Origin of the sequence: Aeromonas sp. ZOR0002, from assembly GCF_963866995.1 — a bacterium.
Taxonomy (GTDB): Bacteria; Pseudomonadota; Gammaproteobacteria; order Enterobacterales; family Aeromonadaceae; genus Aeromonas; species Aeromonas caviae.
This window is the reverse complement of sequence record NZ_CAWMFQ010000364.1, coordinates 1-24355: the sequence shown is the minus strand read 5'-3', so window position 1 is coordinate 24355 and position 24355 is coordinate 1. Positions and strand designations below refer to the sequence as shown.

The window sequence follows — 24355 nt, the reverse complement described above, 5'->3', positions numbered from 1 at the left end:
TGACCAGGATCACAAGATGAACAGGGGAAAAGAGGGGAGAGGGGGCGCGGCGCCCGTCAGGGCGCCAACATGACAAAAAGTAGGGCAGACCATTAGTTATTGTCTCTGTTGATAGAGGTGTCACTGGAGTATAAAAACCGCACCTCAGCAGTATCAATGGTATTAAAATGAATCACTTGGTCTATCTGAAAGATGAGGGCGTCAACGCCGTCTCCCCCGAATTCGCCCGCCGTTTTGCCACCGTCAAAGCCCACTTTTTCTCACGCAACCCCGACCTCTGGCCGGTGTTTCGCGAGCCCGGCTTTGCCACCCTCAACGAGTTTCGCGCCCGCGGACTGGCGCCGGATGCGCGGCTCAATGCCTGGCCCGATGGTCGCGCCCGCCTGGCGGATCTCTGCGAAACCATGCCGGTGCCAGCCACCATGCGCACGCCGGGGGAGCCCATGGCGGAGCTGCTGTTTGCCGGCGCCCTGTCAAAAGATTGGGAGAACCCCTCCAGCGTCGAGAACGTCATCACCATGTCGGCGGATCCCGCCATCTATGGCGCCCAGATGGGCATATTGGCCAACCCCAACCTGGTCTACTCCGAATACGCCGGGGTGGCGGAGGAGCTGGAGAAGAAGGTGGTGCGCCAGATAGCGCTGCTGGCGGGTTACGACCCGGCCCGCGCCACCGGCATCTTCACCCAGGGGGGGACGTTTTGTAACCTCTACGGCTACCTGCTCGGCATTCGCAAGAGCCTGCCGGAAGCCAAGCACAAGGGGCTCGGTCATTATCAGGACTACCGCATCATCAACTCCCAGGGCGGTCACTACTCCAACATCACCAACCTCTCCCTGCTCGGGGTGGACATCGAGAACAAGACCATCCGCATCCAGGTGGGCGAGAACAACGACATCGATCTCGACCACCTCGAGCGTACCCTGACTGCCTGCTTCGCCCTTCATCACGTGGTGCCCACCATCATGCTCACCATGGGCACCACCGACACCTTCGGGGTGGATAGGGTCAAACCCGTGGTCGAGCTGCGGGACAGGCTGTGCGAGCGCTTCGAGGTGGCGGTCAAGCCCCACATCCACGTCGACGCCGCCATCGGCTGGTCGATGATCTTCTTCCTGGACTACGACTTTGCCGCCAACCCGCTGGCCATCAACGCCGCGACGCTCGCGGGGATAGAGCGCAACGTGAGCCGCTTCGCCGAGCTCAGATACGCCGACTCCTTCACCGTCGACTTCCAGAAGTGGGGTTATGTGCCCTACACCTCCAGCCTGGTGATGATAAAAGAGCAGAGCGATCTCAAGGCGATGGAGAATGACCCGGAGAACTTCTCCTACTTCGAGCGGGACATCCAGGGTCAGACCCACCTGCAATCCACCATCGAGTGCTCCCGGGGGGCGAGCGGCCTGTTCGGTGCCTATGCGGCCCTCAACTACCTGGGGGTGGAGGGGTATCGCACCGTGCTTGCCCACTGCCTGCAAAACGCCAACTACTTCCGCTTCCGGTTAAGCCAGCTCGGCAACGTCAAGCTGGTGGCCCAGGAGAATCAGGGGCCCAGTGTCGGCTTCAAGATCTACAACCCCGAGTGGGTGCAGGACCCGGAAGCCGAGTTCGCCTTCGAGCTGGCCCGTAGCCCGGATGCGGCCTACAAGGCGCGGCTGGCACGCAACACCGAGTACCACCGCAGCCTGTTCAAGGGACGCGGCAAGGTGGGGCTCTACACCAACTGGGTGGAGGCGGTGGCGCACTCGGACTACGACGAGCGTGGCAAGTACTCCTATATCGCCGGGGAGAAGGCGGTCTTCATGAACCCCGCCTGCGGCCGTGAGCAGATCGACGCCTTTATCGCGCATATTCGTGGCTGAAGAGCCGCATCTTGTGATGTCATAAATAAAAACGGCGGGATAATCCCGCCGTTTTTATGGCTCAAGGCAGTGGTTACCGTTTCTGGATAGCGGTCACGGTGAGCTTGCCGGCCGGGTTTTCGGCGTGAAAGCGCACCGCATCCCCCACTTTCAGATCCTTGAGCAGGGCGGGATCGGCCACCCGAAACACCATGGTCATCGCCGGCATCTTGAGGTTCGCGATGGCCTCGTGCTTGATGCCGACCTTGCCGCTCGCGGCATCGAGGCGGGTGATGGTCCCCTTGGTCAGGGTCTGCTCGGTTTGCATGGCGGCCATGTCGTGGCCCTCATGGTTCATCCCCTCCATTTGCGCCATGTCGTGGCCCTGATGGTTCATCATCTCGGCAGCCTGCAGGCCGGTGTGGGTGGCAAGGCCGAGCAGCAATGTCAGGGTCTGCGTCTTGTAGTTCATGGTGTTTTCCTTCAATCGTTCAGTCGAAAAGGGTTGGGAAATCGGGTCATTCGGATTGTTGATAATCAGGCAGGCTGCGGCTGCGCCACAGGTAGTAGGCGGCGGGCAGCACCAAGAGGGTCAGACCCAAGGCGCTCACCATGCCGCCGATCATGGGGGCGGCGATGCGCTGCATCACCTCGGAGCCGGTGCCGTGGCTCCACATGATGGGCAAGAGGCCCGCGATGATGGTGACCACCGTCATCATCTTGGGGCGCAGGCGCAGGGCGGCGCCGTGGATCACCGCACGATGCAGCCCCGCCTGGTCCGGCTTGCCGCTGGCCACGAGCTCATCCCAGGCGTGGTTGAGGTAGACCAGCATCAGCACGCCGGTCTCCACCGCCACCCCCGCCAGGGCGATAAAGCCCACCCCGACTGCCACCGAGAGGTTGAAGTCGAGCAGCCAGAGGGTCCAGATCCCGCCCACCACCGCCAGCGGCAAGGTGGTGAGAATGAGCAGTACCTCCTGAACGCGGCGAAACGCCAGATAGAGCAGCAGCACGATAATGGCGACGGTCAATGGCACCACGTAGGCGAGGCGTGCCTTGGCCCGCTCCATGTACTCGTATTGGCCGGACCAGGTGAGGGCGTAGCCCGCCGGCAGCACCAGCTGCTTGCCCACCTCGGCCTTGGCTTCATCGACGAAGGAGCCGATATCGCGGCCGCGAATATCGACGAAGACCCAGCCGTTGAGGCGCGCGTTTTCACTGCGCAGCATGGGCGCCTCGTCGCTGATGTAGACCCGGGCCACGTCCGCCAGGGCGATGCGGGCGCCGCTCGGCGTCACCACCGGCAGCAGTTCCAGACTGGCCACCGAATCGCGATAGCTCTGGGGATAGCGCAGGTTGATGGGGTAGCGCTCGCGCCCCTCGATGGTCTGGCCCACCTCCATGCCGCCCACCGCGGTGGCGAGCACCGCCTGCACGTCGGCGATATTGAGGCCGTAACGGGCCGCTTTCAGTCGGTCGATGTCCACCTTCACATAGCGGCCACCGGCCACCCGCTCGGCGTAGACCGATGAGGCGCCCTCCACCTTGCCGACAATCTGTTCAAGCTGTTGGCCGAGCTGCTGGATCACCTTGAGATCGGGCCCCGCAATCTTGATGCCGACCGGGGTCTTGATACCGGTGGCCAGCATGTCGATGCGGGTCTTGATGGGGGGCACCCAGGCGTTGGTGAGACCGGGGAAGCGGATGAGGGAGTCGAGCTCTTCTTTCAGCTTTTCCGGGGTCATGCCGGGGCGCCATTGGTCGCGGGGCTTGAGCTGGATGCTGGTCTCCATCATCACCAGGTCTGCAGGGTCGGTGGCTGAGTCGGCGCGCCCCGCCTTGCCGAACACGTTCTGCACCTCGGGCACGGTACGAATGAGCTTGTCGGTCTGCTGCAAAATCTCCCGCGCCTTGCCCACCGAGATATTTGCTGCTGTGGTGGGCATGTACATGATGTCCCCCTCATCCAGCGGCGGAATAAACTCGGAGCCCAGGTACTTGAGCGGCCAGAAGCCCGCCACCGTTACCACGGCGGCGATGGCCAGGGTGGTTTTCGGACGGGCCAGCACGGCCTTGAGCAGTGGCACATAGCCTTGGCTTAGCCAGCGGTTCAGCGGGTTGGCCTGCTCCGCCAGTACCTTGCCACGGATGAAGTAACCCATGATCACCGGCACCAGCGTGATGGCGAGCCCGGCCGCCGCCGCCATGGCGTAGGTCTTGGTGTAGGCGAGGGGGTGGAACATCCGCCCCTCCTGCGCCTCCAGCGCGAACACCGGCAGGAAGCTGATGGTGATGATGAGCAGGGAGAAGAAGATGGCGGGCCCCACTTCTATGCTCGCCTCGGTGATGATGCGCCAGCGGTTCTTGTCGGTGAGCGCCTCCCGCTCCATGTGCTTGTGGACGTTCTCGATCATCACGATGGCGCCATCCACCATGGCGCCGATGGCGATGGCGATGCCCCCCAGCGACATGATGTTGGCGTTGATCCCCTGCAGGTGCATCACGATAAAGGCGGTCAGGATGGCGATGGGCAAGGAGATGACCACCACCAGGGATGAACGCAAGTGGAACAGGAAGGCGAGACAGACCAGCACCACCACCGCGAACTCCTCCACCAGCTTGCCGGAGAGGTTGTCGATGGCGCGCTGGATAAGGTCGGATCGATCGTAGACGGTGACCACCTCCACCCCCTCTGGCAGGCTGCTTTTCAGCTCCGCCAGCCGCGCCTTGACCCCGTCGATGGTGTGCTGGGCATTCTCGCCGTAACGCATGACGATGATGCCGCCCACCACTTCCCCTTCACCGTTGAGCTCGGCCAGGCCGCGCCGGCTCTGGGGGCCGGTGACCACATCCGCCACGTCGCCCAGCAGCAGGGGCGCACCGCGCACATTGGTACCGAGGGGTATCTGCTTGAGATCTTCCACGCTCTTCAGATAACCGTTGGAGCGCACCATGTACTCCGCTTCCGCCATCTCGATGACGGAGGCGCCGGTCTCCTGGTTGCCCTGCTTGATGGCGGTCTCGATTAGGGAGAGCGGAATGCCGTAGGCGCGCAGCTTGTCCGGGTCGACCCGCACCTGATACTGGCGCACCATGCCGCCCACGGTGGCGACCTCGGAGACCCCGTCCACCGTCTGCAGCTCGTACTTGAGGAACCAGTTCTGCAGGGAGGTGAGCTCGCTGAGATCATGTTTGCCGGTTCTGTCCACCAGCGCGTACTGATAGACCCAGCCCACCCCGGTTGCATCGGGGCCGAGCTGGGGACGGGCGGAGACGGGCAGGTTGGGGGCAACCTGGCTCAAATACTCCAGCACCCGGGCACGGGCCCAGTAGAGGTCGGTGCTGTCGTCAAACAGCACATAGACGAAGGAGTCGCCGAAGAAGGAGTAGCCGCGCACCGTGGTGGCCCCCGGCACCGCCAGCATGGCGGTGGTGAGGGGGTAGGTCACCTGATCCTCCACCACCTGGGGTGCCTGGCCCGGATAGGCCGTCTTGATGATCACCTGCACGTCGGAGAGATCCGGCAGGGCGTCTACCGGGGTCTGTTTGACCGACCAGAGCCCCCAGGCGGTGAGCATGAGGGTCAATAGCAGCACCAGAAAGCGGTTGCCGATGGACCAGCGAATAATCGACGGGATCATGATTTGGCTCCCATATCGTGCTGGCTATGGTCCATGCCTTCCATCTTGCCCATCTCATCCGTTGCGGGCTTAGTGGCATCGCCGTTGGCCGGCGCTTGCTCCTGATGGATGGTGGTGATGCGGTACTCATCCCCCTCCTGCATCACTTGCAGATGCAGGGTCTGCCCTTCGGTGAGCTTGCTCATATCGACCCCGTCGGCCACGGTGAACTCCATCTCCATGGCGGGCCACTGCCACTCGGGGATGGGCTGGTGGGAGACCATCAGGGTACGGTTGGCCAGATCGATGCTTTCAACCTCCCCCTGAGTCCACACCTGGGCGGGGCGCACCGCCGTCATGCGCTGGAAGTCCGAATCGATGGCCGATTCGGAGTCGAGCAGGAACTGGGCCGAGCTGACGATACTGTCCCCCGCTTCAACTCCCTCCCGGATGGCAACCTTGTCGCCAAACTGGGGGCCCAGGGTGACGGCCACCGACTTGAAGCTGCCATCCCCCAGCGCCAGCACCAGCCTGTCCTGGCTGCCGGTGCGGATCACCGCTTCGCTCGGCACCACCAATTGCGGCTCTCCCTTGCCCGCCTGAATCGTCACCTTGGCGAACATATTGGGCTTCAGAAACTCGTCCGGGTTGGCAAAGCGCAGCCGTACCTTGAGAGTACGGGTGGTGGCATCCAGAGTCGGGTAGAGGTAATCGACCCGGCCCTGCCAGCTGCGGCCGGGGGCATAGTCGAGGGTCATGGTGACCGGATCGCCCACCTTCAGCTGGGCCGCCTGACGTTCGAACACCTCGGCGCTCACCCACACCTGCTTGAGGGTACTGATGTTAAAGAGCGCTGCGGCGGGCTCCACATACTGGCCTTCGCGCACCTTCAGCTCGGAGACATAACCGCTGCTGGGGGCATAGATGCGCACCGTCTCCTGCACCTGTCGGCTGCGCTTGAGGGCCGCAATTTGATCCGCCGGTACCTGCAGGGACTTGAGCTTGCCCTCGGCGGCGCGCAGCAGCAGGGGGTTGGCGGTGTTGAGCGCCAGCAGATACTCGTGCTGGGCGTTGACCAGATCCGGGGCGTAGAGCTCGTAAATCAGGCGGCCTTTGCTCACTTGCTGCCCCTCGCTCTTGATGGCGAGGGTGCGGATCCAGCCCGCCATGCGGGCGTTGACGGCTTCCAGCCTGTCCTCGTCATAGCCGACGTAACCCACCGTCTCGATCTGCTGGTGGATGGGGAGCTTCTCCACCTTGGCGAGCCGTACCCCCAGGTTCTGCTGGATCTCCGGGCTGATGGTGACTATGCCCGGTGAGCCGCCCTGTTTTTCCTCATAGACGGGGATGAAGTCCATCCCCATGTTGTCCTTGGCGGGGCCATCGCGCTTGTCGCGGGGATCCATGGGGTTGACCCAGTAAAGGGGCGTCTTCTCTTTGGCGCTGGCGCCATCGGAGGTCTGTTTGGCGGCCCAGTAGCCGCCACCAGCGCCGAGGGTCAGCAGCAGGGCGGACATCAACAACGTCTTGTTCATGACAAGCCTCCGGCGCGCGGGAGGCGAAGGGAGGGTTGGCACGGCTGCGCGCAGGCAGACCGGGTAACGGGGGGGAATGACATGATATCTCTTCTCTTCTGTCGGGCCGCCAGTGTGGTGGTGTGCGCGGGCAGGGCATCACCACGAGGCGGCAAACGGGGCGCAGCTGTGTCAGCGCGCACGGCTCCCTGTTGCTGGCGGGGCCAGTCGTCACAGGGTCAGGCAAGGCGGCAGGATACGGGCAAGCCGAGGCTTGTCGCTGCCGTGAGAGAAGCGCTTTCTAGTGGCGCAGCACCGACAACATCAGGTGTCGGCGTGGCCAAGAGGGAGGGTGGGTGCCGCGGGATCGCAGGAAGGGATCCCGCAACCAGTTGTCCAGCAGGGGGGCGAGGCGCCACGAAGGGAGCAACAGCAGGGGAAGCAGCAGTGACAGCAGCAGGCCGAGCAGGGGCGGCGCACTGGTGGCGCCGAAGAGGCCGCTCTGCATCTGGCACTCCTCCCCGGGCGGGGCCGCCTCACTCTGGGGGCCGCCGTGGCAGGAGAGGGAGGCTGTGTCGGCCTGGTGCATGGCGGTGTACTGCATCGGCTCGCTCTGGTGCCGTCCATGAGACAAGGTGAACTGCGCCGGAGCCAGGATGGATGCGGATGCGTCACTTGGCAGGGCGGTGGCCGCCCCATGCCAGCCGATGCACAGGGTGAGATTGCAGACGAGCATCAGCCCCAGCAACAGCCGGGCGATGAACGTGGTGGGCAATCTCGATGAGAGCATGGGTGGTTTCCCTGTGACGGATGGGCCGAATCTAAACCTTGCCGAAAGGAGAAGGTCAAGGCCTGGCAAGCGCCGTCTGCCTGGGAATTGACATGGATTAAGAAAGGGCGGGGCAGTGAACAAAAAAAGCCCCCGCATGGGCGGGGGCAGGTTCTTTTGGCGAGGGCGAGCCTGGCGTGGGGATCAGGCGAAGCAGGTCCAGATGGGGGCGTGATCCGAGGGTTTGTCGATGCCGCGCAGCTCGTAGTCGATGCCGGTCTCGGTCACCTTGTCCTTGAGGGCGTCGGAGGCCATGATGAGGTCGATGCGCAGGCCCCGGTTCTCGTCAAAGCCCCTGGAGCGGTAGTCGAACCAGGAGAAGCGCTCGCACTCGGTGGGGTTGGCGGCGCGGAAGGTGTCGGTGAGGCCGAACCCCTTGAGGCGCTCCATCCATTCCCGCTCGATGGGCAGGAAGGAGCACTTGCCATCCCGCAGCCAGCGCTTGCGGTTCGCCTCGCCGATGCCGATGTCGAGATCCGTGGGGGAGATGTTCATATCCCCGATCAGCGCTATCTGGTCGTCCGGGGTGTGGTGGGTCTCGAGGTAGTGCTGCAGGTCCTCATAGAACTTCTGCTTGGCCGGGAACTTGGTCTCATGATCCTGGCTCTCCCCCTGGGGGAAGTAGCCGTTCATCACCTTGATGACGGAGCCGTCTTCCCGCTTGAAGCTGGCCATGATCATGCGGCGCTGGGCATCTTCCGGATCGGTGGGGAAGCCCTTTTGCACCTCGATGGGAGCCTGCTTGCTCATGATGGCGACCCCGTAATGCCCCTTCTGGCCGTGGAAGACCACGTGGTAGCCCATGGCCTCCACGTCCGCGACCGGGAAGGCTTCGTCGTGCACCTTGATCTCCTGCAGGCCGATCACGTCCGGCTGGTGCTTGTCGATAAGGGCTTGCAACTGATGAAGACGTGCGCGCAGGCCATTGATATTGAAAGAGATGATCTTCATGTTCGGGGTGCTCATGTCGTTTTTGTTCGTCGCTTATTGGACTAGGAATCCGCGATGGATGCAAGTTCGGGGGCTGTGACTGGCGCAGCGGCTCGGGAATCTGTTCACGATCTGTCGCGAGAGTCTGTCAGCAAGGTGACGCGCAGCAGAGGAACCTGAGTGTATATGTATACATGAGAGCGCCTGGCGACACATAAGCGAGCAGCATATGAGCCTTGGAAGCGGCTTCCCAGCAAGATCGTGGACAGGTTTCTAGCGGGTCATCTTCTTGACAAACACCACCACGAACAGTGCCAGCGTGAAGCTGCCGGTAAAGGCTTCGAAGGCGGCGAAGATCCGCGACAACCCCACCGGGGTGAAGTCCCCATACCCCAGCGTGGTGAAGGTCACCACGCTGTAGTAGAGGCACTCCATCAGGAAGATGGCGTTCTGCTCCAAGGGGGCGTCCGGGCGATAGATGAGGTGGGTGCCCGCGAAGTTGAGGCCGCAGAAGAAGTAAAAAATGCTGCAGATGACGATGAGCAGCAGGGAGAAGAGCACCACCCGCATCGGGGCCTCGCCGTAGCCGCAGAAGAGATCCACTATCCAGGAGGCGAAGCGGCGGTAGGACCAGAACGGCATCTGCAGGCGGCGCATGGTGAGCTCCTGCTGGATGTAGCGACCGGACATGGTGAAGATGCCCTGGGCCTCCGAGGCCTTGCGCAGATCCCGGTAGGTCTCCTCCGCCTCCTTGAACCAGACGCGGGCCTGTGCCGGGTCCCGCTCGCGGCGCCCCTTTCTGTCCTGCATCAGCCGCTTGCCCGTCTCCAGGTTGTCGAGGCGGGTGTTCTTCCAGCGGATGCCGAGCAGGTTGACGTCGTCGAGGGTGGCGCAGTGGAGGTTCGCTTCGCTCAGATCGGCCTTCATCAGGCTGCCACCCTTGATGCGAATGCCGTAGAGATGGGCCCCCCGCAGGTTGGCGCGATAGAGGTTGCACTGCTCCAGCAAGAATCCCTCCGGACCCTGCCTGTTCACCAGGTTGAGATCCGCCAGCTCGGCGCGGGCCAGTTGCAGGCCGTGGCACAGGCCTCCCTGGCGCACATAGCGCTCCAGCGCCTCGGCGGTATCAGGGGTGTTGTGGGCCGCAGCGGGGTCGTGCCAGCGGCAGAGATCATGATCCCCTGCCTCTTCGGTGCAGTGGCGGCCATCGGCCACCAGGTATCGGCACATTGCCATGGTGTTGCCCCTCCCTTCCCTGAGTCAGTATCAGCATAGGTGAGGGGAGGAGGGGGGATATCAGCTGTGCTGATGATATTCCTGGCGCAGCTTGCAAAAACGTTCCTGCTGGGCGGGGTTGAGGGGGATGCCCTCCAGCACCTCCAGGGTCTCCTTGCACTCGGCGCCAAACTCCGGGCTCTTGCGGTTCTTCTGCATGAGTTGCAGCAGCACCTGGATCTTGTTGAGGGCGGCGCCGGTATTGGCGGGCGCCCGGCGCAGGGCCTCGCGAAAGTGGCCGAGGGCCTGCTCCAGCTCCCCGGCCTGATAGGCCTTGATGCCCAGATCGTTGAGCTGCTGATAGCGCTGGCGCCGCTCCTGCACCGTCTTGTCATCCCGGGTCACCTGGATGCAGGTGGTGAGCAGCCGATCCTCATCCTCCGCCAGCAGGGATTGCAGGCTCTCGGCGTACTCGAATTCCCCGAGCTGATAGAGGGCGAGTATGGTCTCGCCAAGGAGGGCCGGAGGCATGGTGGCGGGCTCGTCCAGCCAGTTCTGGTTGGCGCGATAGAGCATCTTCTTGCCCTTGAGCAGCTCTCCCAGGGCGATGCGCACCCGGGCCTGGCAGATCTGCTCGAACACCGGGTAGTTGAACTCCGACATCATCAGGGAGTCGCGGATGCGCGACAGGGCGGAGTTCACCTGCTTTTGCAGGTTGGCGATGTGGTAGCCGTCGTTGCTGTTGAGGGCGTAGAGGGTAAGGGTCTGGATATAGGCCCCGAGATAATGCGGCGTGCGGTGGATCGAGTTGCGCGACAAGTCGATGAGGGCGAGCAGCACGTCCTTGGCCTGGGCGTAGTCGTGCCGTTGCAGGCACACCTCCGCCAGACGGCGGGAGAGCTGCACCGATTGGGGAGAGATGTCCACCGCCCGGCGCAGCTCCTGCTGGGCCTGTTCGTCATTGCCCAGCGCCAGCAGGGACTCCGCGAGCCAGAGGTAGGCCTCCACCATCAGGGGGGTGTGTTTCAGGGTGGCTTGCAGGTGGCTCACCGCCTCCTCGTGCAGACCCAGGGTATGGCACGCCTTGCCCAGGGTGAGGCGAGCCCAGCTGTTCTCCTGCCCCGCCAGCAGCTGGCGCATCAGGCTGCGGGCCTCCTTGGCCTGGCCCAGCTTGAGCTGGGTATCGGCCTGCAGGCAGCGGCAGAAGTTGGCAAAGCGGGGCACCGCGTCCGCCTGTTTGGCACAGGCCTCCACCAGGGCGGGCAGATCGTCCCGGGTGAGGGCGCTGAAGACGCTCTCCAGCGCCTGGCGCCGGGCGAGGGCGCGTTTGAGACGAAACGAGAACTGCTCCTGGGAGAAGGGCTTCATCAGGTATTCGTCGGGCTCGGCTTCCAGCGCGCTCAGCACCATGGCGCGGGAGCCGTCGCTGCTGACCATGATCACCACGCTCTGGGGCGGAATGAGTTGCTGATCCCGCAGGCTTTCCAGCAACTGGCGGCCGTTCTCGCCCGCCCCCAGCTCATAGTCGAGCAGATAGATGTCGAAGCTCTCTTTCTGGCAGCGGCGGCGCGCCTCGTCGGCGGAGTTGGTGTAGGTGATGCGGTTGATGCCGATGTTGATCAGCATCGCCTTCATCATCATCTGGAAGGAACGCTGTTCGTTGACCAGCAGGATGCGCTTGGGCTTGGGCTGGGGTTTCTTCTCGGGTACGGAGTCCGGTGTCTGCATCTGTCTGGCATCAAGGCGCTACGGGCTGGTGGGAGAAGTGTGCCACCAAAGTCCGCAGGCAGGCAATTGCACATGGGGAGGCCCCCCGGTTTTTCCCGCAGACCTTGGGTGAAAAAAAGGGTGTCTTGCCTTTGATCCCGGTCAAGGGAAGGCGAGTTGGCACTGGCAGGCGACGTCCCGGTTTTTAGACTTGAAGAGCGTCAGCATGCGGGAGGCGGCAGAGGGCAGGGTGCCCGTCTGCTCCCTTGCCCGCTCACAAGGAGGGATCAGATGAGTTTGCTACCAAGTCGCACCAGCCTGTTTGATGATCTGTTCCACGACATGGCCTCCGGCTTCTACATCCGCCCCCTGCACGGGGACCCGTTGCCCAGCCAGATCAAGCTGGATCTGCGGGAGAGCGGGGATGACTACCTGCTGCAGGCGGAATTGCCCGGAGTGGCGAAGGAGGACATCCACGTGGACGTGCACGGCAAGCTGGTGACCCTGAAGGCGGAGATCCGCCAGTTTGACAGCCAGAACAAGGATGAACGGGCCCTGCGCAGCGAGCGCTACTATGGCAGCGTGTCGCGCAGCGTCGAGCTGCCGGTGGAGGTGTCGCCAGAGCAGGTGAGCGCCCGCTTTGACAACGGCATCCTCACCCTGCGCCTGCCCAAGCAGGCGGCCAGCCCCGCGCCCCACCGCATCCCCATCGAATAGGCGGTCAGTGAACGAGGCCCCGCACTGCGGGGCCTCGTCATTCAGGGCTGCTTGCGCACCAGATAGGGGGCAAACTCGGGGGTGTGGCTGGCGGCAAAGCCCGTGGCGGTCTTCTCGATGAGATAGACCGCCAGCTTGTGCTCCCTGGCAAAGGCCATCGCCCGCTCGGGACCCATCACCATGAGGGCGGTGTCGAGGGCATCGGCCTCCAGGGCCGTGGGGGTGATGACGGTGGCGGAGACCAGCTTGTGGGTCACGGGCTCGCCGGTGGCAGGATCGATGATGTGGGAGTAGCGCTTGCCGTCGAGCTCGTAATAGTTGCGATAGCTGCCGGCGGTGCTCACCGCCATGCCGTTCGGGGTCACCACGTCCTCGATGGCGCCCGGTCTGTCCGAGGGCTCGACGATGGCCACCCGCCAGGGATTGCCCTTGTCGTTGTGCCCCTTGCTGCGCACCGCCCCCGCCACCTCGATGAGGTAGTTGTGGACCCCTTTTTGCTCCAGCAGCCCGGCTATCTCGTCGGAGGCCGCCCCCTCGCCCAGGGTGGAGAGATCCAGATAGAGATCTGGGATGGCCTTGCCGAGCAGGAAGTGATCCCCCTCGGGGGTCAGGGTGAGCTTGTCGATGCCGACCCGCTCCCGCGCCTTGGCGATCTGCTCTGCGCCGGGCCGCCTGACCGGGCGCTTGTCCGGCCCGAATCCCCACAGATTGACCAGGGGGCCCACGGTGACATCGAGAACCCCCCGGGTGAGGTGCCCGGCGTCAATGCCCTGTTGCACAATCTTCGCCATGGTGGCCGGGATGACCTGGGGGGGTTGCCCCGTTCCCTGATTGAAGCGGGAGATGAGGGAGCCCGGATCATAGGTGGAGATCTCCTTGTTCAGGCGTGCCAGCAGCGCTTCCACCTCCTGATGCAGTGCCCCCTGTCCGCCGGGGAAGGGGTCGCTCAGGGTCACCGCATAATAGGTGCCCATGGTATTGCCCTGGATGCGGGTCTGGGTCGGGGCCGGCTGGCAGGCGCCAAGCAGCAGGATCAGGGAGAGCAGCAGGGTGCGCGCCAGCGCAGGCGCAAAGGGGAACTTCATCTCTCATTCTCGCGGGAGTCATCGACGGGGGAGCAGCTTAGCCAACGGCTGCGGTGTTGGCGAGTGGCCGTGGGCGGGAAGGCCGCAAATAATTAAGCCAGACGGGGATGTGATCAACCCGCTTTGGGCCCGGGGTCGGGAGAAAAGAAGTGACCGGGCCCTCAGGCTGGCCCAAAAGCGGTCGTCCTTCGGCGACATTTGAATACAATGAAGATCGATCCTGACAGCATCTTTGCGGGTCGCGCCCACGGGGGCGAGATGCCTGTGCTGTCATCCTTCGTCAATCAAAGGAGAAAATGATGAAAAAGGTGTTAACCCTGCTGCTTCTTGGCTCCCTCGCCACCCCGGTCCTGGCCGACGAGTGCGCACTGGTGATCGAAGGCAATGACGCCATGCAGTACAACCAGACCGCGATGAGCGTGCCGGCCACCTGCAAGGAGGTGACGGTGACCCTCAATCACACGGGCAAGCTGCCGGTGGCCAACATGGGCCACAACTGGGTGCTGGCCAACACCGCCGACTATCAGGCCATCGCCACCGCCGGCATGAGCGCCGGGGTCGATCACGACTACCTGCCCAAGGATGACCCCAGGATCCTGGCCCACACCAAGCTGGTGGGGGGCGGCGAGAGCACCAGCGTCACCTTCAAGACCGACGGCCTGGCGGGCAAGGATCTCACCTTCTTCTGCTCCTTCCCGGGCCACTTCGCCCTGATGAAGGGCAGCTTCAAGGTGGGGTAGTGCCAAGGGGCGTGTCGCCGCCAGCACAAACAAAAGCCGGGAGGGGCCCGGCTTTTTGTTTTGACCCTTATAGCCAGAGGGTAAACTCCGCCAGGTCATAGCATTTGATATTCTTTTCTGCGCACTTCGTTGCTTCAGACTTCAACCATTCGAATGCTGCTTTTTTGTGCCCTTGGCCTTCAATCAAGATAATGACATTAGGTTCTGGTGCTTTATGGGCACTTTGTAAAAAGAAAGGAAACTTACGGTCAACTGAGCCTGAAACCTGTTGTTGGTGAGGTTCCACTCTAGTCAAGCCATCGAGTGGATGGTTAATGACAAAAGCACTAAAGGCTTTCAATCCATACAGATCTTCGTAGGGGACTCTAGTCTTGAACGTCTTGGGAATAGCAAGGTTATTTCCTTCTGCATATTTAAATTCCTCTAAGATGCCCCTTATTTTTGTCTGCAACTGTTGATTACTTTTTTCTTCTTCAGTACTGAGCTCAGGTGGTGCTTCAAATCCGTCCAATGTGTATTGCATAGGATCTCTCATCACATAAACCAGAGAGACCCATACTACTCCCATGAGGCCAAATATCAATCTTCAGATGATTTTTTGGCCTAGTCATAAATGGGCTGCGGTTATTGTACGTTTGCTTGCAGGGTAAAGAAGGCGAGGGTGGTTTTCTTGCCGCACTCGAAGCGGATGCTCTCCTCCCCTTGCACCACCAGGGTCTCGCCCGGTGCGACCTGTTGCCCCTGCACGGTGAGCTGGCCCTCCAGCAGGTGGCAGAGGTAGCACTTGTCCGCCTCCAGGGTAAGGCTGAGGGGGAAGGGCAGGTTCAGCACCCGCACGTTGGCGCTGATGCGCGCCGGGTGGTAGATGAGCCCGAGATCCGTCACCTCTTTTTTCAGCAGCTCGCAGCGGGTCTCGTCATCCCCGCTGAAGTGGGCCGCCTCGAAGGTGGCGTAGGGGTGGCCGTTGAGCACGAAACCGGCACCGCTGACGGGCAGCAGGATGCGCTGGTAGCCGGGAAAGCGGGAGAAACTCCCCGCTTCCTTGATGGGGGCCGAGCTCAGCCGGTAGTCAAAGTCGAGCTTGTCCAGGGTCGAACCAGGGGGGGAGATCAGGATCTGGGCCGTGGTGCCCTGCCTGTTCTTCCAGGGCATTTTCAACTGGTCGGACTCTTTAATCAGGGTGATCACGATGGCGCCTCGGCGGGAAGGGGAGAGTGGGGCCAGTGATACCATCTCCGGGAGTGGCTCACAAGGCGCCGCCAGCGCAGGCCGCGCTGGTTGGCCACAAATCAGGCAGCGGACCCCCTGACGCTGACCCTAATCGGTCGACTCAAGCCCTTTTTCTATCTTGTCCAGCAGTTGCTGCAACTGCGCTATCTCCGCCGGCGTCAGCAGGGAACACAGCCGTTCGTCGAGCCGTGCGGCCTCCTGCTCCCCCTGGTTGACCCGCTCGCAGGCCAGCGGGGTCAAGGCCAGACAGATGCTGCGTCTGTCAGTGGGATGGGGCCGCTTCTCGATGAGCCCCTGTTTCTCCATCTCCTGCAGCAGGCGCGTCACCTGCGCCTTGTCGCGGCCCGACCGCTGCGCGATGAGCTGCGGCGTGGCGGGATCCAGCGCATGGATCAGTTGCAGCACCTTGTAATGGAGGGGGCTAAGGGCGATCTGCTGTGCCCGGAAATGCTGCGTCATGGCGATTTTGTACTGATCGAGGATCCGGAAGAGGCGGTTTGATAACTTCATGGTTGATAAAGTCAACTTAAAAGGGTTTAATTGATTTTATCAACCATGTGGGCAAAAGCCCAGCCCGAGAGGAGATGAAAGATGCCACACACCTATCGTGTACAGGTCCAGTCGCTGGACCGCGAGGTGCCCCCGTTGCAGTTCGACTGCCAGAATCACGACGACATCTTTGCCATCCTGGCGCTCAGCAAGGGGAAGCTGGCCATGTCGGAGCAGGAACATCAGGCGTTTATCGTCGGGTTGAAGCTGTTTGGTGAAGTCATGATGCAGCATCGCAAAGAGGAGCTGTTCAAGGGGTTTCTCCCCCATTTCAAGCAATTCATGGGGCAACTGAAACGCACCGCCAGGGGAGAGGAGGCCGTGGTCGCCCCTTCCGAGTGACCCTGCCCTGACCCAAAGGGCGAGTGGTCCCGCCAGCATGCCTGATGCAAAGGAAACCCCGAGGTTGTGATCCCGGTGCTGTCAAAGCGGCGACGGCCCGCTACACTGGCAGCTCGTTTCACGGAGGACCCATGACCCACAAGATCATTCTGGATACCGATCCCGGCATCGACGATGCCATGGCCATTCTGTTTGCCGAGGCGCACCCTGCCATCGAATTGCTCGCCATCACCACTGTGTTTGGCAATGCCACCATCGAAAACGGCACCCGCAACGCCCTCTGGCTCAAGCAAAAATATGGCATGAAGGCGGACGTGGCCCGGGGCGCCGCCGCGCCGCTGCTGCGCGAGCCCGTGGGCCCGACGACGGTGGTGCACGGCCCGAGCGGGTTTGGCGACGTCCAGGCGGGGGAGGTGACCCTCATCCCGGATCCCCGCCCGGCCTGGCAATACATCGTCGAGACGGTGAAGGCCCATCCCGGCGAGATCACCCTGGTGACCATCGGGCCCCTCACCAACCTGGCGCTGGCGCTCGAGGCGGCCCCCGAGGTAGCCGCCCTGGTGAAAGAAGTGGTCGTGATGGGCGGCGCCTTTGGCGTCAACGGCCATCGCGGCAACGTGACCCCCTATGCCGAGGCCAATATCCACGACGATCCCGATGCGGCGGACCGGGTCTTCACCGCCCCCTGGCCCCTGGTGATCATCGGGCTCGACGTCACCCAGCAGAGCATCTTCACCGCCGACTATCTGGATGCCCTGCGGGACGATGCGGGGGAGCCGGGCCGCTTCCTGTGGGATGTCAGCCGCTTCTACCTGCGCTTCTATTCCGAGCGCATCGGCATGGCGGGGTGCCATGTGCACGATCCCTCCGCCATCGCCTATGTGATCGATCCTGCGCTGTTCACCCTGCGCAAGGGGCCGGTGCGGGTCATCACCGAGGGGCCCGCCATCGGCCATACCCTGCAAAAGTTTGACGACACCCGCCATCCCCATGACGAGTGGGCCCACTGCCCGGCCCAGCAGGTCGGGGTCGCGGTGCGGGATCAGGCCCTGCTCGCCCTCTATCGGGATACCCTGGTGGCCTGGGGCAAGGGGCGCCGATAAGGCCCGGCAGTGAGTGAAAGCGTGATGGCGGCCGGGTCATGATGAGGCGCCCCCGGTTATACTGGCGAACATCGGGTTGACGGGAGGAAGACGCAATGGCCTGGTTGTCTCTGTTGGTGGCGATAGCCCTGATCGGGTGGTTGATGACGCTGGGGCGCGGTGCCCTGTTCGAGGTCCGGCTCGCGCCGGGCAAGGTGGTGGTGAAGCGGGGCTCGGTGCCGCCGCGCTTTGTGACCCAGGCGACCCAGATCCTGCACCATGAGGCGGTGCGCGGGCGCATCCTGGGCCTGCGGGACGGCAACGGGGTGAGGCTGGTCTTCTCCCGCTCCATCCCCGAGCCCGTGGCCCAGCGCCTGCGCAACATCTTCCCCTACGGGGATTACCGGGGGCTCTCCCCGAGCCCTGACGGGCGAAAATCACGCTGAGCGGTCGCCGTGGCGACCCTCATTTCCAGACGCCGGGCCCTGTGCCCGGCGTCTGCGTTTTCAGCGTTTCGCCAGGAGGCCCTGTTGCGGTCAGCGCGGCCCTTGCAAGGGCCTGATCGCCTCGACCAGAAAGTCGATGAAGGCGCGGGTCTGGGGTTTGAGGAAGCGGCCGCCACGAAACACTGCGTGGATCTCGTCCTGGCGATCCTCGTAGGGGGAGGCGAGCCACTCTGGCAGCAGCGGCAGCAGGGTGCCCTCGTCGATGCTTTGCTGCACCATCCAACTCGACAGCAGCAGCACGCCGCACCCCGCGAGAGCGGCGCAGAGCAGGGGCGTGCCCCCGACCGAGGCAAGGTTGCCCTGCACCGCCACCTTCTCGCGCTCCGTGCCCTGCTGGAAATACCAGTGCTGGCGTTTGCGCCCATGGCCGCGAATGAGGCAGTTGTGGTGGGCCAGCTCGGCGGGATGGGCGGGTTCGCCATGGCGGGCCAGATAGGTGGGGGAGGCGACCAGCAGCGAGCGGTTGGTGAGCAGATGACGAGTGTGCAGGCTGCTGTCGGCGGGCTTGCCGATGCGCACCGCCACGTCCACGTTCTCGGCATCGAGATCCACCATGCGGTTGTCCAGCGCAACCTCCAGGCGCACCCCGGGGTAGCGGGCGAGGAAGTCGGGCAGGCGGGGAGAAAGCCAGGATGCGCCGAAGCTCTCGAACACCGAGACCCGCAGCGGCCCCTCTGGCGCCACCGAGAGGGGTTGCAGGGATTGCACCAGCTGATCCGCCTCCTCCAGCAGGGGCAGGGAGCGGGCGAGAAAATAGGCGCCCTGCTCGGTCAGCACCAGTTGGCGGGTGCTGCGCTTGAAGAGCGGGATCCCGAGCTGCTGCTCCAGGGCGTCGATGGCACGGGTCACGGAGGAGGGGGCCTGGTTGAGGGCGCGGGCGGCACGGGAGAAACTGCCCGATTCCACCACCTGGGCCAGGATGCGGATGCGATCCAGCATGGATTCACCTTTGCGATAAACGCAAAACTGTTGCAGGTTATGACGATATTCTAATCAACAATGAAAAAGTGAACAATCAGCTCACCGCCCCATCCGGGGTCCATCACAGGAGTCTTGCCATGTCACACCGTATCCAGCTCGCCAACCAGGTGCCCGCCGCCGTCTCGGCCATGATGGGCCTCGAGTCCTACCTCGGGGGCACCGACATTCCCCTGTCGCTCAAGGAGCTCATCAAGCTGCGCGCCTCCATGATCAACGGCTGCGCCTATTGCATCGAGATGCACGCCGACGTGGCGATGAAGCACGGGGAGAGTGCCCAGCGTCTGCTGGCGCTGGCCGCCTGGCAGGAGTCGCCGCTGTTCGACGCCCGGGAGCGGGCGGTGCTGGCCCTGACCGACGAGGTGACCCTGATCGCCGACAAGGGGCTCACGACGCAGACCTATGAGGCGGCGCTGGCCCAACTGGGGGAAACCCTGCTGGCCCAGTGTCTGGTGCAGGTGGTCACCATCAACGCCTGGAACCGGATCGCCGTGGCGACCCGGATGGAACACGATCACTCCTGACTCCTGACTCCGACTCCGAGGGAGGGAGAGAAAACGATTATCAACGGGCCCGCACAAGGGCCCGTTTTGTTACGAAGTGTGCCCTCTGGTGCCAGGGGTTGCGACCGTTGTCGGGGGGTGGGAAGTTAATCATACATTCGTTTGATTAATTATTTTTTTTATCTTCCCCGAAAAATACCCATCCAGATCAAGGTGTGGAAAAATGACCTGTGAGTCGAAAAGGGGCTGTATGGCTCTTTTTTGATCGCAATGGCGGGTTAAAAACAGACCATATGGATCTTTTTGGTTAATTGGTGGTCACTTTTGGTGGCGCGAGAGATTAACGGAAGATGAATTGCCGCGGTGTAACTTGAATAAATTGGTCATTGTCAAGGGATTAACATCTGATGCCGCTTTCCATCACCTTTTGAACATTTTTGGGATTAATTTTTCATGTTGTTCACATGCCGGTCTGATGCAATAAAATGCTGCATTTTTTTATACCAATAAGCCTTCAAAAGATGAGGACATTGCATGAGACTCTTTGATGTGAAGAGGGGCTTGGGCGCTTTGCTGCTGCTCGCGACCGCCAGCTTGCTGAGTGGCTGCGACATGGCACTGATGAGCCCCAAGGGGCAGGTCGGTATGGAGCAGAAGTCACTGATACTCACCGCACTCGGCTTGATGCTGATCGTGGTGGTGCCCGTGATTGTCATGGCGGTGGCGTTCGCCTACAAATACCGGGCGTCCAACACCAGTGCCACCTATGCGCCGGACTGGGCCCACTCCAACAAGATTGAGGCAGTCGTCTGGACTGTACCCGTCATCATCATCGTCATCCTGGCGGTGATCACCTGGAAAACTTCCCACTCCCTCGACCCCTACAAGCCGCTGGAATCGGACGTCAAACCGGTTCAGGTGGATGTCATTTCTCTGGACTGGAAGTGGTTGTTCGTCTATCCGGAGCTGGGCATTGCGTCGGTCAACGAGCTGGCCTTCCCGGTCAACACCCCGGTCAACTTCCGGGTGACCTCCGACACCGTGATGAACTCCTTCTTCATCCCGCAACTGGGCGGCCAGATCTACGCCATGGCCGGCATGCAGACCAAGCTGCACCTGATTGCCAACGAGGCGGGCGAGTACAAGGGCATCTCCGGCGGTTACAGCGGTGCCGGTTTCTCCGGCATGAAGTTCAAGGCCATCGCGACCCAGGATCAAGCCGGTTTCGACGCCTGGGTAGCCAAGGTGAAGGCCTCTTCCAAGGCCCTGAGCACCATGGATGAGTTCAATGCCCTGGCCAAGAAGAGCGAAAACCACCCGGTGGAGTACTTCGCCAGCGCCGATCCCAAGCTGTTCGTCAACATCATCAACAAGTTCATGGGCGGCATGTCCCATGGTGGTCACGCCACCCCGGCTGCGGGCTCCGCGGATCACGAGGGCATGAACCACGAGGCCATGAACCATGACGCCGCCCCGAAAGCGGGTGCCATGGACCACGAAGGGATGAACCATGAGGCCTCGCAAGAGGACGCCATGGAGAACCAGGCCATGAACCATGACGCCCATGCCGGACACATGGCCATGTCGGCCGACAAGAGTGTGAAAGCAGGATCCGAGGAATAATCGATGTTTGGAAAATTGACACTCGAGGCTATTCCGTACCATGAACCCATCATCATGGTCACGATAGCCGGTATCATTCTGGGGGGCCTGGCCATCGCCGGTCTCATCACTTACTACGGCAAGTGGCAATATCTGTGGAAAGAGTGGCTGACCTCGGTCGACCACAAACGCCTCGGTATCATGTATCTCATTCTGGGCATGGTCATGCTGCTGCGTGGCTTTGCCGACGCCGTGCTGATGCGTGGCCAGCAGGTCATCGCCTCCGGGGGTGGCGAAGGCTACCTGAATGCCCATCACTACGACCAGATTTTCACCGCCCACGGCGTCATCATGATCTTCTTCGTGGCCATGCCGCTGGTGATCGGTCTGATGAACATCGTGGTGCCGCTGCAAATCGGTGCCCGTGACGTGGCCTTCCCCTTCCTGAACAACCTGAGCTTCTGGTTCACCGCCGCGGCCGTGGTGCTGATCAACGTCTCCCTCGGGGTCGGTGAATTCGCCCAGACCGGCTGGCTGGCCTATCCGCCCTTGTCGGGGCTGGAGTTCAGTCCCGGGGTCGGGGTCGATTACTGGATATGGAGTCTGCAGATTTCGGGTCTGGGGACCCTGCTGACCGGCGTGAACTTCTTCGCCACCATCATCCGCATGCGTGCCCCTGGCATGACCATGATGCGCCTGCCGGTCTTCACCTGGACCGCCCTGTGTGCCAACATCCTGATCATCGCCTCCTTCCCGATCCTGACCGTCACCATCGCCCTGCTCACCGCAGACCGCTACCTGGGTACCCATTTCTTTACCAATGACATGGGTGGCAACATGATGATGTACATCAACCTGATCTGGGCCTGGGGTCACCCCGAGGTGTACATCCTGGTGCTGCCGGTGTTCGGGATCTTCTCCGAAGTGGTGGCGACCTTCTGCAAGAAGAAGCTGTTCGGTTACACCTCCCTGGTGTGGGCAACCGTGGCGATCACCGTGCTGTCGTTCATCGTCTGGCTGCACCACTTCTTCACCATGGGGTCCGGCGCTAACGTGAATGCCTTCTTCGGCATCACCACCATGATCATCTCCATCCCGACCGGGGTGAAGATCTTCAACTGGCTGTTCACCATGTACCGCGGTCGCATCGAGTTCACTTCGCCCATGCTGTGGACCGTCGGCTTCATCATCACCTTCACCGTGGGTGGCATGACCGGGGTACTGCTCTCCGTGCCGGCCGCCAACTTCGTGCTGCACAACAGCCTGTTCCTCATCGCCCACTTCCACAACGTCATCATCGGCGGCGTGGTGTTCGGCTGCTTCGCCGGTATCACCTACTGGTTCCCGAAAGCATTCGGCTTCAAGCTGGATGACGTCTGGGGCAAGCGTGCCTTCTGGTGCTGGATCACCGGCTTCTTCGTGGCCTTCATGCCGCTCTACGTGCTGGGTTTCATGGGCATGACCCGTCGTGTCAGCCAGAACATCGATCCCGAGTTCCACGGCTGGCTGGTGGTCGCCGCCTGCGGCGCCGGTCTGATTGCCCTGGGCGTGCTGTGCCAGGTCATCCAGATCGTGGTCAGCATCCGCGACCGCGAGAAGAACCGCGACCTGACCGGCGATCCCTGGGGTGGCCGTACCCTGGAGTGGGCGACGTCCTCTCCGCCGCCGTTCTACAACTTCGCCATCGAGCCGAAGGTCACCGGTCTGGACGCCTTCTGGGAAGCCAAGGCTGACGGCAGCGCTTACAAGAAGCCTGCCCAGTATGCCCCCATCCACATGCCGAAGAACTCCGGTGCCGGTGTCATCATCGCCGCCTTCAGCGTGGTGTTCGGCTTTGCCATGATCTGGCACATCTGGTGGATGGCCATCGCCGGCTTCATCGGCATGATCGCCACCTGGATCATCCACAGCTTCAACGACGATGTGGACTACTACGTACAGGTTGACGAGATCGAGCGCATCGAAGGTCAGCATTTCGACAACATCAACAAGGTGGCTTAATTCCATGGCGACTGACGTACTACATCACTCTCACGGTGCCCATGAGGATGGGCACCACGATGCCGGTGCCACCAAGGTATTCGGTTTCTGGATCTACCTGATGAGTGACTGCATCCTGTTCGCGACCCTGTTCGCGACCTATGCAGTCCTGGTCAACGGCACTGCCGGCGGCCCCACCGGCAAGGACATCTTCGAACTGCCGTTCGTGTTCGCCGAAACCATGCTGCTGCTGCTGAGCTCCATCACCTTCGGGTTCGGCATGCTGGCCATGAACAAGAACAAGGTCGCGGCGGTCAACACCTGGCTGTTCGTCACCTTCCTGCTGGGTGCCGGCTTCATCGCGATGGAAATCTACGAGTTCCATCACCTGATCGTGCACGAGGCGGGCCCGGATCGCAGCGGCTTCCTCTCTGCCTTCTTCACCCTGGTGGGGACCCACGGAATCCACGTGACCAGCGGCCTGGTCTGGATCATCGTGATGATGGTGTCGATCACCAAGAAGGGGCTGACCGAGCGCAACCGCACTCGCCTGATGTGCCTGAGCCTGTTCTGGCACTTCCTCGACGTGGTATGGATCTGCGTCTTCACCGTGGTCTATCTGATGGGGGTCATGTAAATGAGTCATTCCGTTGACAATCACGGCGCCAGCCACGGCAGCGTCAAGTCCTACATGATCGGCTTCGTGCTGTCACTCATCCTGACCGCCGTGCCGTTCTGGATGGTGATGGACGGCTCCGCCTCCCACGCCGTGGTGCTCGGCACCGTGGTGGCCATGGCGGTGGTGCAGATCTTCGTACACCTGGTCTACTTCCTGCACATGAACACCTCCTCCGAGGAGCGCTGGAACCTGGTGGCACTGGTCTTTACCGTGCTCATCATCGCCATAGTCGTGGCGGGTTCCCTGTGGATCATGTACAACCTCAACATCAACATGATGGTTCACTGAGCGGGTTGATGATGATGAAGCAATACCTGCAAGTGACCAAGCCGGGCATCATCTTCGGCAACCTCATCTCGGTTATCGGGGGATTCCTGCTGGCCTCGAAGGGGAGCCTGGATGTGCCCCTGTTCATCCTGACCATGGTGGGGGTGTCACTGGTGGTGGCCTCCGGTTGCGTGTTCAACAACTACATCGACCGGGACATCGACTGCATCATGGAGCGCACCAAGAACCGCGCCCTGGTGCGGGGGCTCATCGCCCCCGGTGTCTCCCTCTGGTATGCGACGGCGCTGGGCGTTGCGGGCATTGCACTGCTCTACTTTGCGGCCAATCCGTTGGCCGCCTTGCTGGCGGTGCTGGGCTTCCTGGTTTATGTGGGGGTCTACAGCCTCTACATGAAGCGCCACTCGGTCTATGGCACCCT

The 24355-nt window shown here is 62.2% G+C and carries 23 protein-coding genes and 1 pseudogene; 12 read left to right on the top strand and 12 right to left on the bottom strand.

The genetic code is table 11. From position 1 onward, the window contains the following. Nucleotides 1-167 precede the first annotated feature (167 nt). Nucleotides 168-1862, top strand: coding sequence for a pyridoxal phosphate-dependent decarboxylase family protein (locus AACR77_RS19490; RefSeq protein ID WP_042881663.1), 1695 nt, complete (start codon nt 168-170; stop codon nt 1860-1862). 73 nt (nt 1863-1935) lie between these two features. Here the strand turns inward: AACR77_RS19490 and AACR77_RS19485 are convergent, their stop codons facing one another. The 7 genes from AACR77_RS19485 to AACR77_RS19455 all read right to left on the bottom strand — a co-directional run bounded on the left by AACR77_RS19485 (nt 1936) and on the right by AACR77_RS19455 (nt 11677). Continuing rightward, nucleotides 1936-2313, bottom strand: coding sequence for a copper-binding protein (locus AACR77_RS19485; RefSeq protein WP_042881662.1), 378 nt, complete (start codon nt 2311-2313; stop codon nt 1936-1938). 46 nt (nt 2314-2359) lie between these two features. Beyond that, a complete protein-coding gene (locus AACR77_RS19480) occupies nt 2360-5482 on the bottom strand; it encodes an efflux RND transporter permease subunit (RefSeq protein WP_042881660.1) in 3123 nt (1040 codons plus the stop codon). Then, entirely contained in the window at nt 5479-6996 is a 1518-nt protein-coding gene (locus AACR77_RS19475) for an efflux RND transporter periplasmic adaptor subunit (RefSeq protein ID WP_042881658.1), read from the bottom strand. Before AACR77_RS19475 ends, AACR77_RS19480 begins: the two co-directional genes overlap by 4 nt. A 280-nt stretch (nt 6997-7276) precedes the next feature. Further along, the gene (locus AACR77_RS19470) at nt 7277-7765 is read right to left on the bottom strand and encodes a hypothetical protein (RefSeq protein WP_042881656.1); all 489 of its coding nucleotides are present in this window, start codon (nt 7763-7765) and stop codon (nt 7277-7279) included. 183 nt (nt 7766-7948) lie between these two features. Beyond that, complete coding sequence (gene xthA / locus AACR77_RS19465) at nt 7949-8755, bottom strand: exodeoxyribonuclease III (protein ID WP_010673667.1); 807 nt, start codon at nt 8753-8755, stop codon at nt 7949-7951. A gap of 252 nt (nt 8756-9007) precedes the next feature. Continuing rightward, complete coding sequence (locus AACR77_RS19460; protein ID WP_029314056.1) at nt 9008-9970, bottom strand: ion channel; 963 nt, start codon at nt 9968-9970, stop codon at nt 9008-9010. 60 nt (nt 9971-10030) lie between these two features. Further along, a complete protein-coding gene (locus AACR77_RS19455; RefSeq protein WP_042881655.1) occupies nt 10031-11677 on the bottom strand; it encodes a response regulator in 1647 nt (548 codons plus the stop codon). A 270-nt stretch (nt 11678-11947) separates the two neighbouring features. Here AACR77_RS19455 and AACR77_RS19450 point away from each other — a divergent pair, with 270 nt between their 5' ends. Next, nucleotides 11948-12373: an Hsp20/alpha crystallin family protein gene (locus AACR77_RS19450; RefSeq protein ID WP_039039212.1), complete on the top strand. Its 426-nt coding sequence runs from the start codon at nt 11948-11950 to the stop codon at nt 12371-12373. 41 nt (nt 12374-12414) lie between these two features. On the opposite strand, the gene AACR77_RS19445 is transcribed toward AACR77_RS19450, so the two are convergent. After that, entirely contained in the window at nt 12415-13458 is a 1044-nt protein-coding gene (locus AACR77_RS19445) for an FAD:protein FMN transferase (protein WP_042881653.1), read from the bottom strand. Nucleotides 13459-13757: 299 nt separating this feature from the next. Between AACR77_RS19445 and azu the strand changes: the two genes are divergently transcribed. Then, nucleotides 13758-14198, top strand: a complete 441-nt coding sequence (gene azu, locus AACR77_RS19440) for an azurin (RefSeq protein ID WP_041213229.1) — start codon at nt 13758-13760, stop codon at nt 14196-14198. A 67-nt stretch (nt 14199-14265) separates the two neighbouring features. On the opposite strand, the gene AACR77_RS19435 is transcribed toward azu, so the two are convergent. The 3 genes from AACR77_RS19435 to AACR77_RS19425 all read right to left on the bottom strand — a co-directional run bounded on the left by AACR77_RS19435 (nt 14266) and on the right by AACR77_RS19425 (nt 15938). After that, nucleotides 14266-14721: a PD-(D/E)XK nuclease superfamily protein gene (locus AACR77_RS19435; RefSeq protein WP_052130404.1), complete on the bottom strand. Its 456-nt coding sequence runs from the start codon at nt 14719-14721 to the stop codon at nt 14266-14268. A 101-nt stretch (nt 14722-14822) separates the two neighbouring features. Beyond that, nucleotides 14823-15386, bottom strand: coding sequence for a HutD family protein (locus tag AACR77_RS19430; protein WP_041214820.1), 564 nt, complete (start codon nt 15384-15386; stop codon nt 14823-14825). 129 nt (nt 15387-15515) lie between these two features. Then, on the bottom strand, nt 15516-15938 hold the full coding sequence (locus AACR77_RS19425; RefSeq protein ID WP_050498310.1) for a MarR family winged helix-turn-helix transcriptional regulator: 423 nt from the start codon (nt 15936-15938) through the stop codon (nt 15516-15518). An 81-nt stretch (nt 15939-16019) separates the two neighbouring features. On the opposite strand from AACR77_RS19425, the gene AACR77_RS19420 reads away from it, so the two are divergent. The 3 genes from AACR77_RS19420 to AACR77_RS19410 all read left to right on the top strand — a co-directional run bounded on the left by AACR77_RS19420 (nt 16020) and on the right by AACR77_RS19410 (nt 17847). Continuing rightward, nucleotides 16020-16319, top strand: a complete 300-nt coding sequence (locus tag AACR77_RS19420) for a DUF3861 domain-containing protein (protein WP_042881651.1) — start codon at nt 16020-16022, stop codon at nt 16317-16319. Between the two features lie 131 nt (nt 16320-16450). Continuing rightward, complete coding sequence (locus tag AACR77_RS19415; protein WP_039039208.1) at nt 16451-17422, top strand: nucleoside hydrolase; 972 nt, start codon at nt 16451-16453, stop codon at nt 17420-17422. A 95-nt stretch (nt 17423-17517) separates the two neighbouring features. Further along, nucleotides 17518-17847, top strand: coding sequence for a DUF3634 family protein (locus AACR77_RS19410; protein ID WP_042881649.1), 330 nt, complete (start codon nt 17518-17520; stop codon nt 17845-17847). Between the two features lie 90 nt (nt 17848-17937). On the opposite strand, the gene AACR77_RS19405 is transcribed toward AACR77_RS19410, so the two are convergent. Next, nucleotides 17938-18846: a LysR family transcriptional regulator gene (locus tag AACR77_RS19405; RefSeq protein WP_042881647.1), complete on the bottom strand. Its 909-nt coding sequence runs from the start codon at nt 18844-18846 to the stop codon at nt 17938-17940. Between the two features lie 119 nt (nt 18847-18965). On the opposite strand from AACR77_RS19405, the gene AACR77_RS19400 reads away from it, so the two are divergent. The 6 genes and pseudogenes from AACR77_RS19400 to AACR77_RS19375 form a co-directional block, all read left to right on the top strand. Beyond that, the gene (locus AACR77_RS19400) at nt 18966-19409 is read left to right on the top strand and encodes a carboxymuconolactone decarboxylase family protein (RefSeq protein WP_010673680.1); all 444 of its coding nucleotides are present in this window, start codon (nt 18966-18968) and stop codon (nt 19407-19409) included. 513 nt (nt 19410-19922) lie between these two features. Beyond that, on the top strand, nt 19923-21011 hold the full coding sequence (gene cyoA / locus AACR77_RS19395; RefSeq protein ID WP_080767819.1) for a cytochrome o ubiquinol oxidase subunit II: 1089 nt from the start codon (nt 19923-19925) through the stop codon (nt 21009-21011). 3 nt (nt 21012-21014) lie between these two features. Beyond that, the gene (gene cyoB / locus AACR77_RS19390) at nt 21015-22991 is read left to right on the top strand and encodes a cytochrome o ubiquinol oxidase subunit I (protein ID WP_041211612.1); all 1977 of its coding nucleotides are present in this window, start codon (nt 21015-21017) and stop codon (nt 22989-22991) included. Then, nucleotides 22960-23607, top strand: a pseudogene (locus AACR77_RS19385) (cytochrome o ubiquinol oxidase subunit III); the annotation flags it as partial. The gene cyoB and the pseudogene AACR77_RS19385, both read left to right, overlap by 32 nt. Beyond that, nucleotides 23608-23937, top strand: a complete 330-nt coding sequence (locus AACR77_RS19380) for a cytochrome o ubiquinol oxidase subunit IV (RefSeq protein WP_042881645.1) — start codon at nt 23608-23610, stop codon at nt 23935-23937. 8 nt (nt 23938-23945) lie between these two features. After that, the coding region (locus AACR77_RS19375) for a UbiA family prenyltransferase (RefSeq protein ID WP_042881644.1) at nt 23946-24355 on the top strand (410 nt) is incomplete at its 3' end.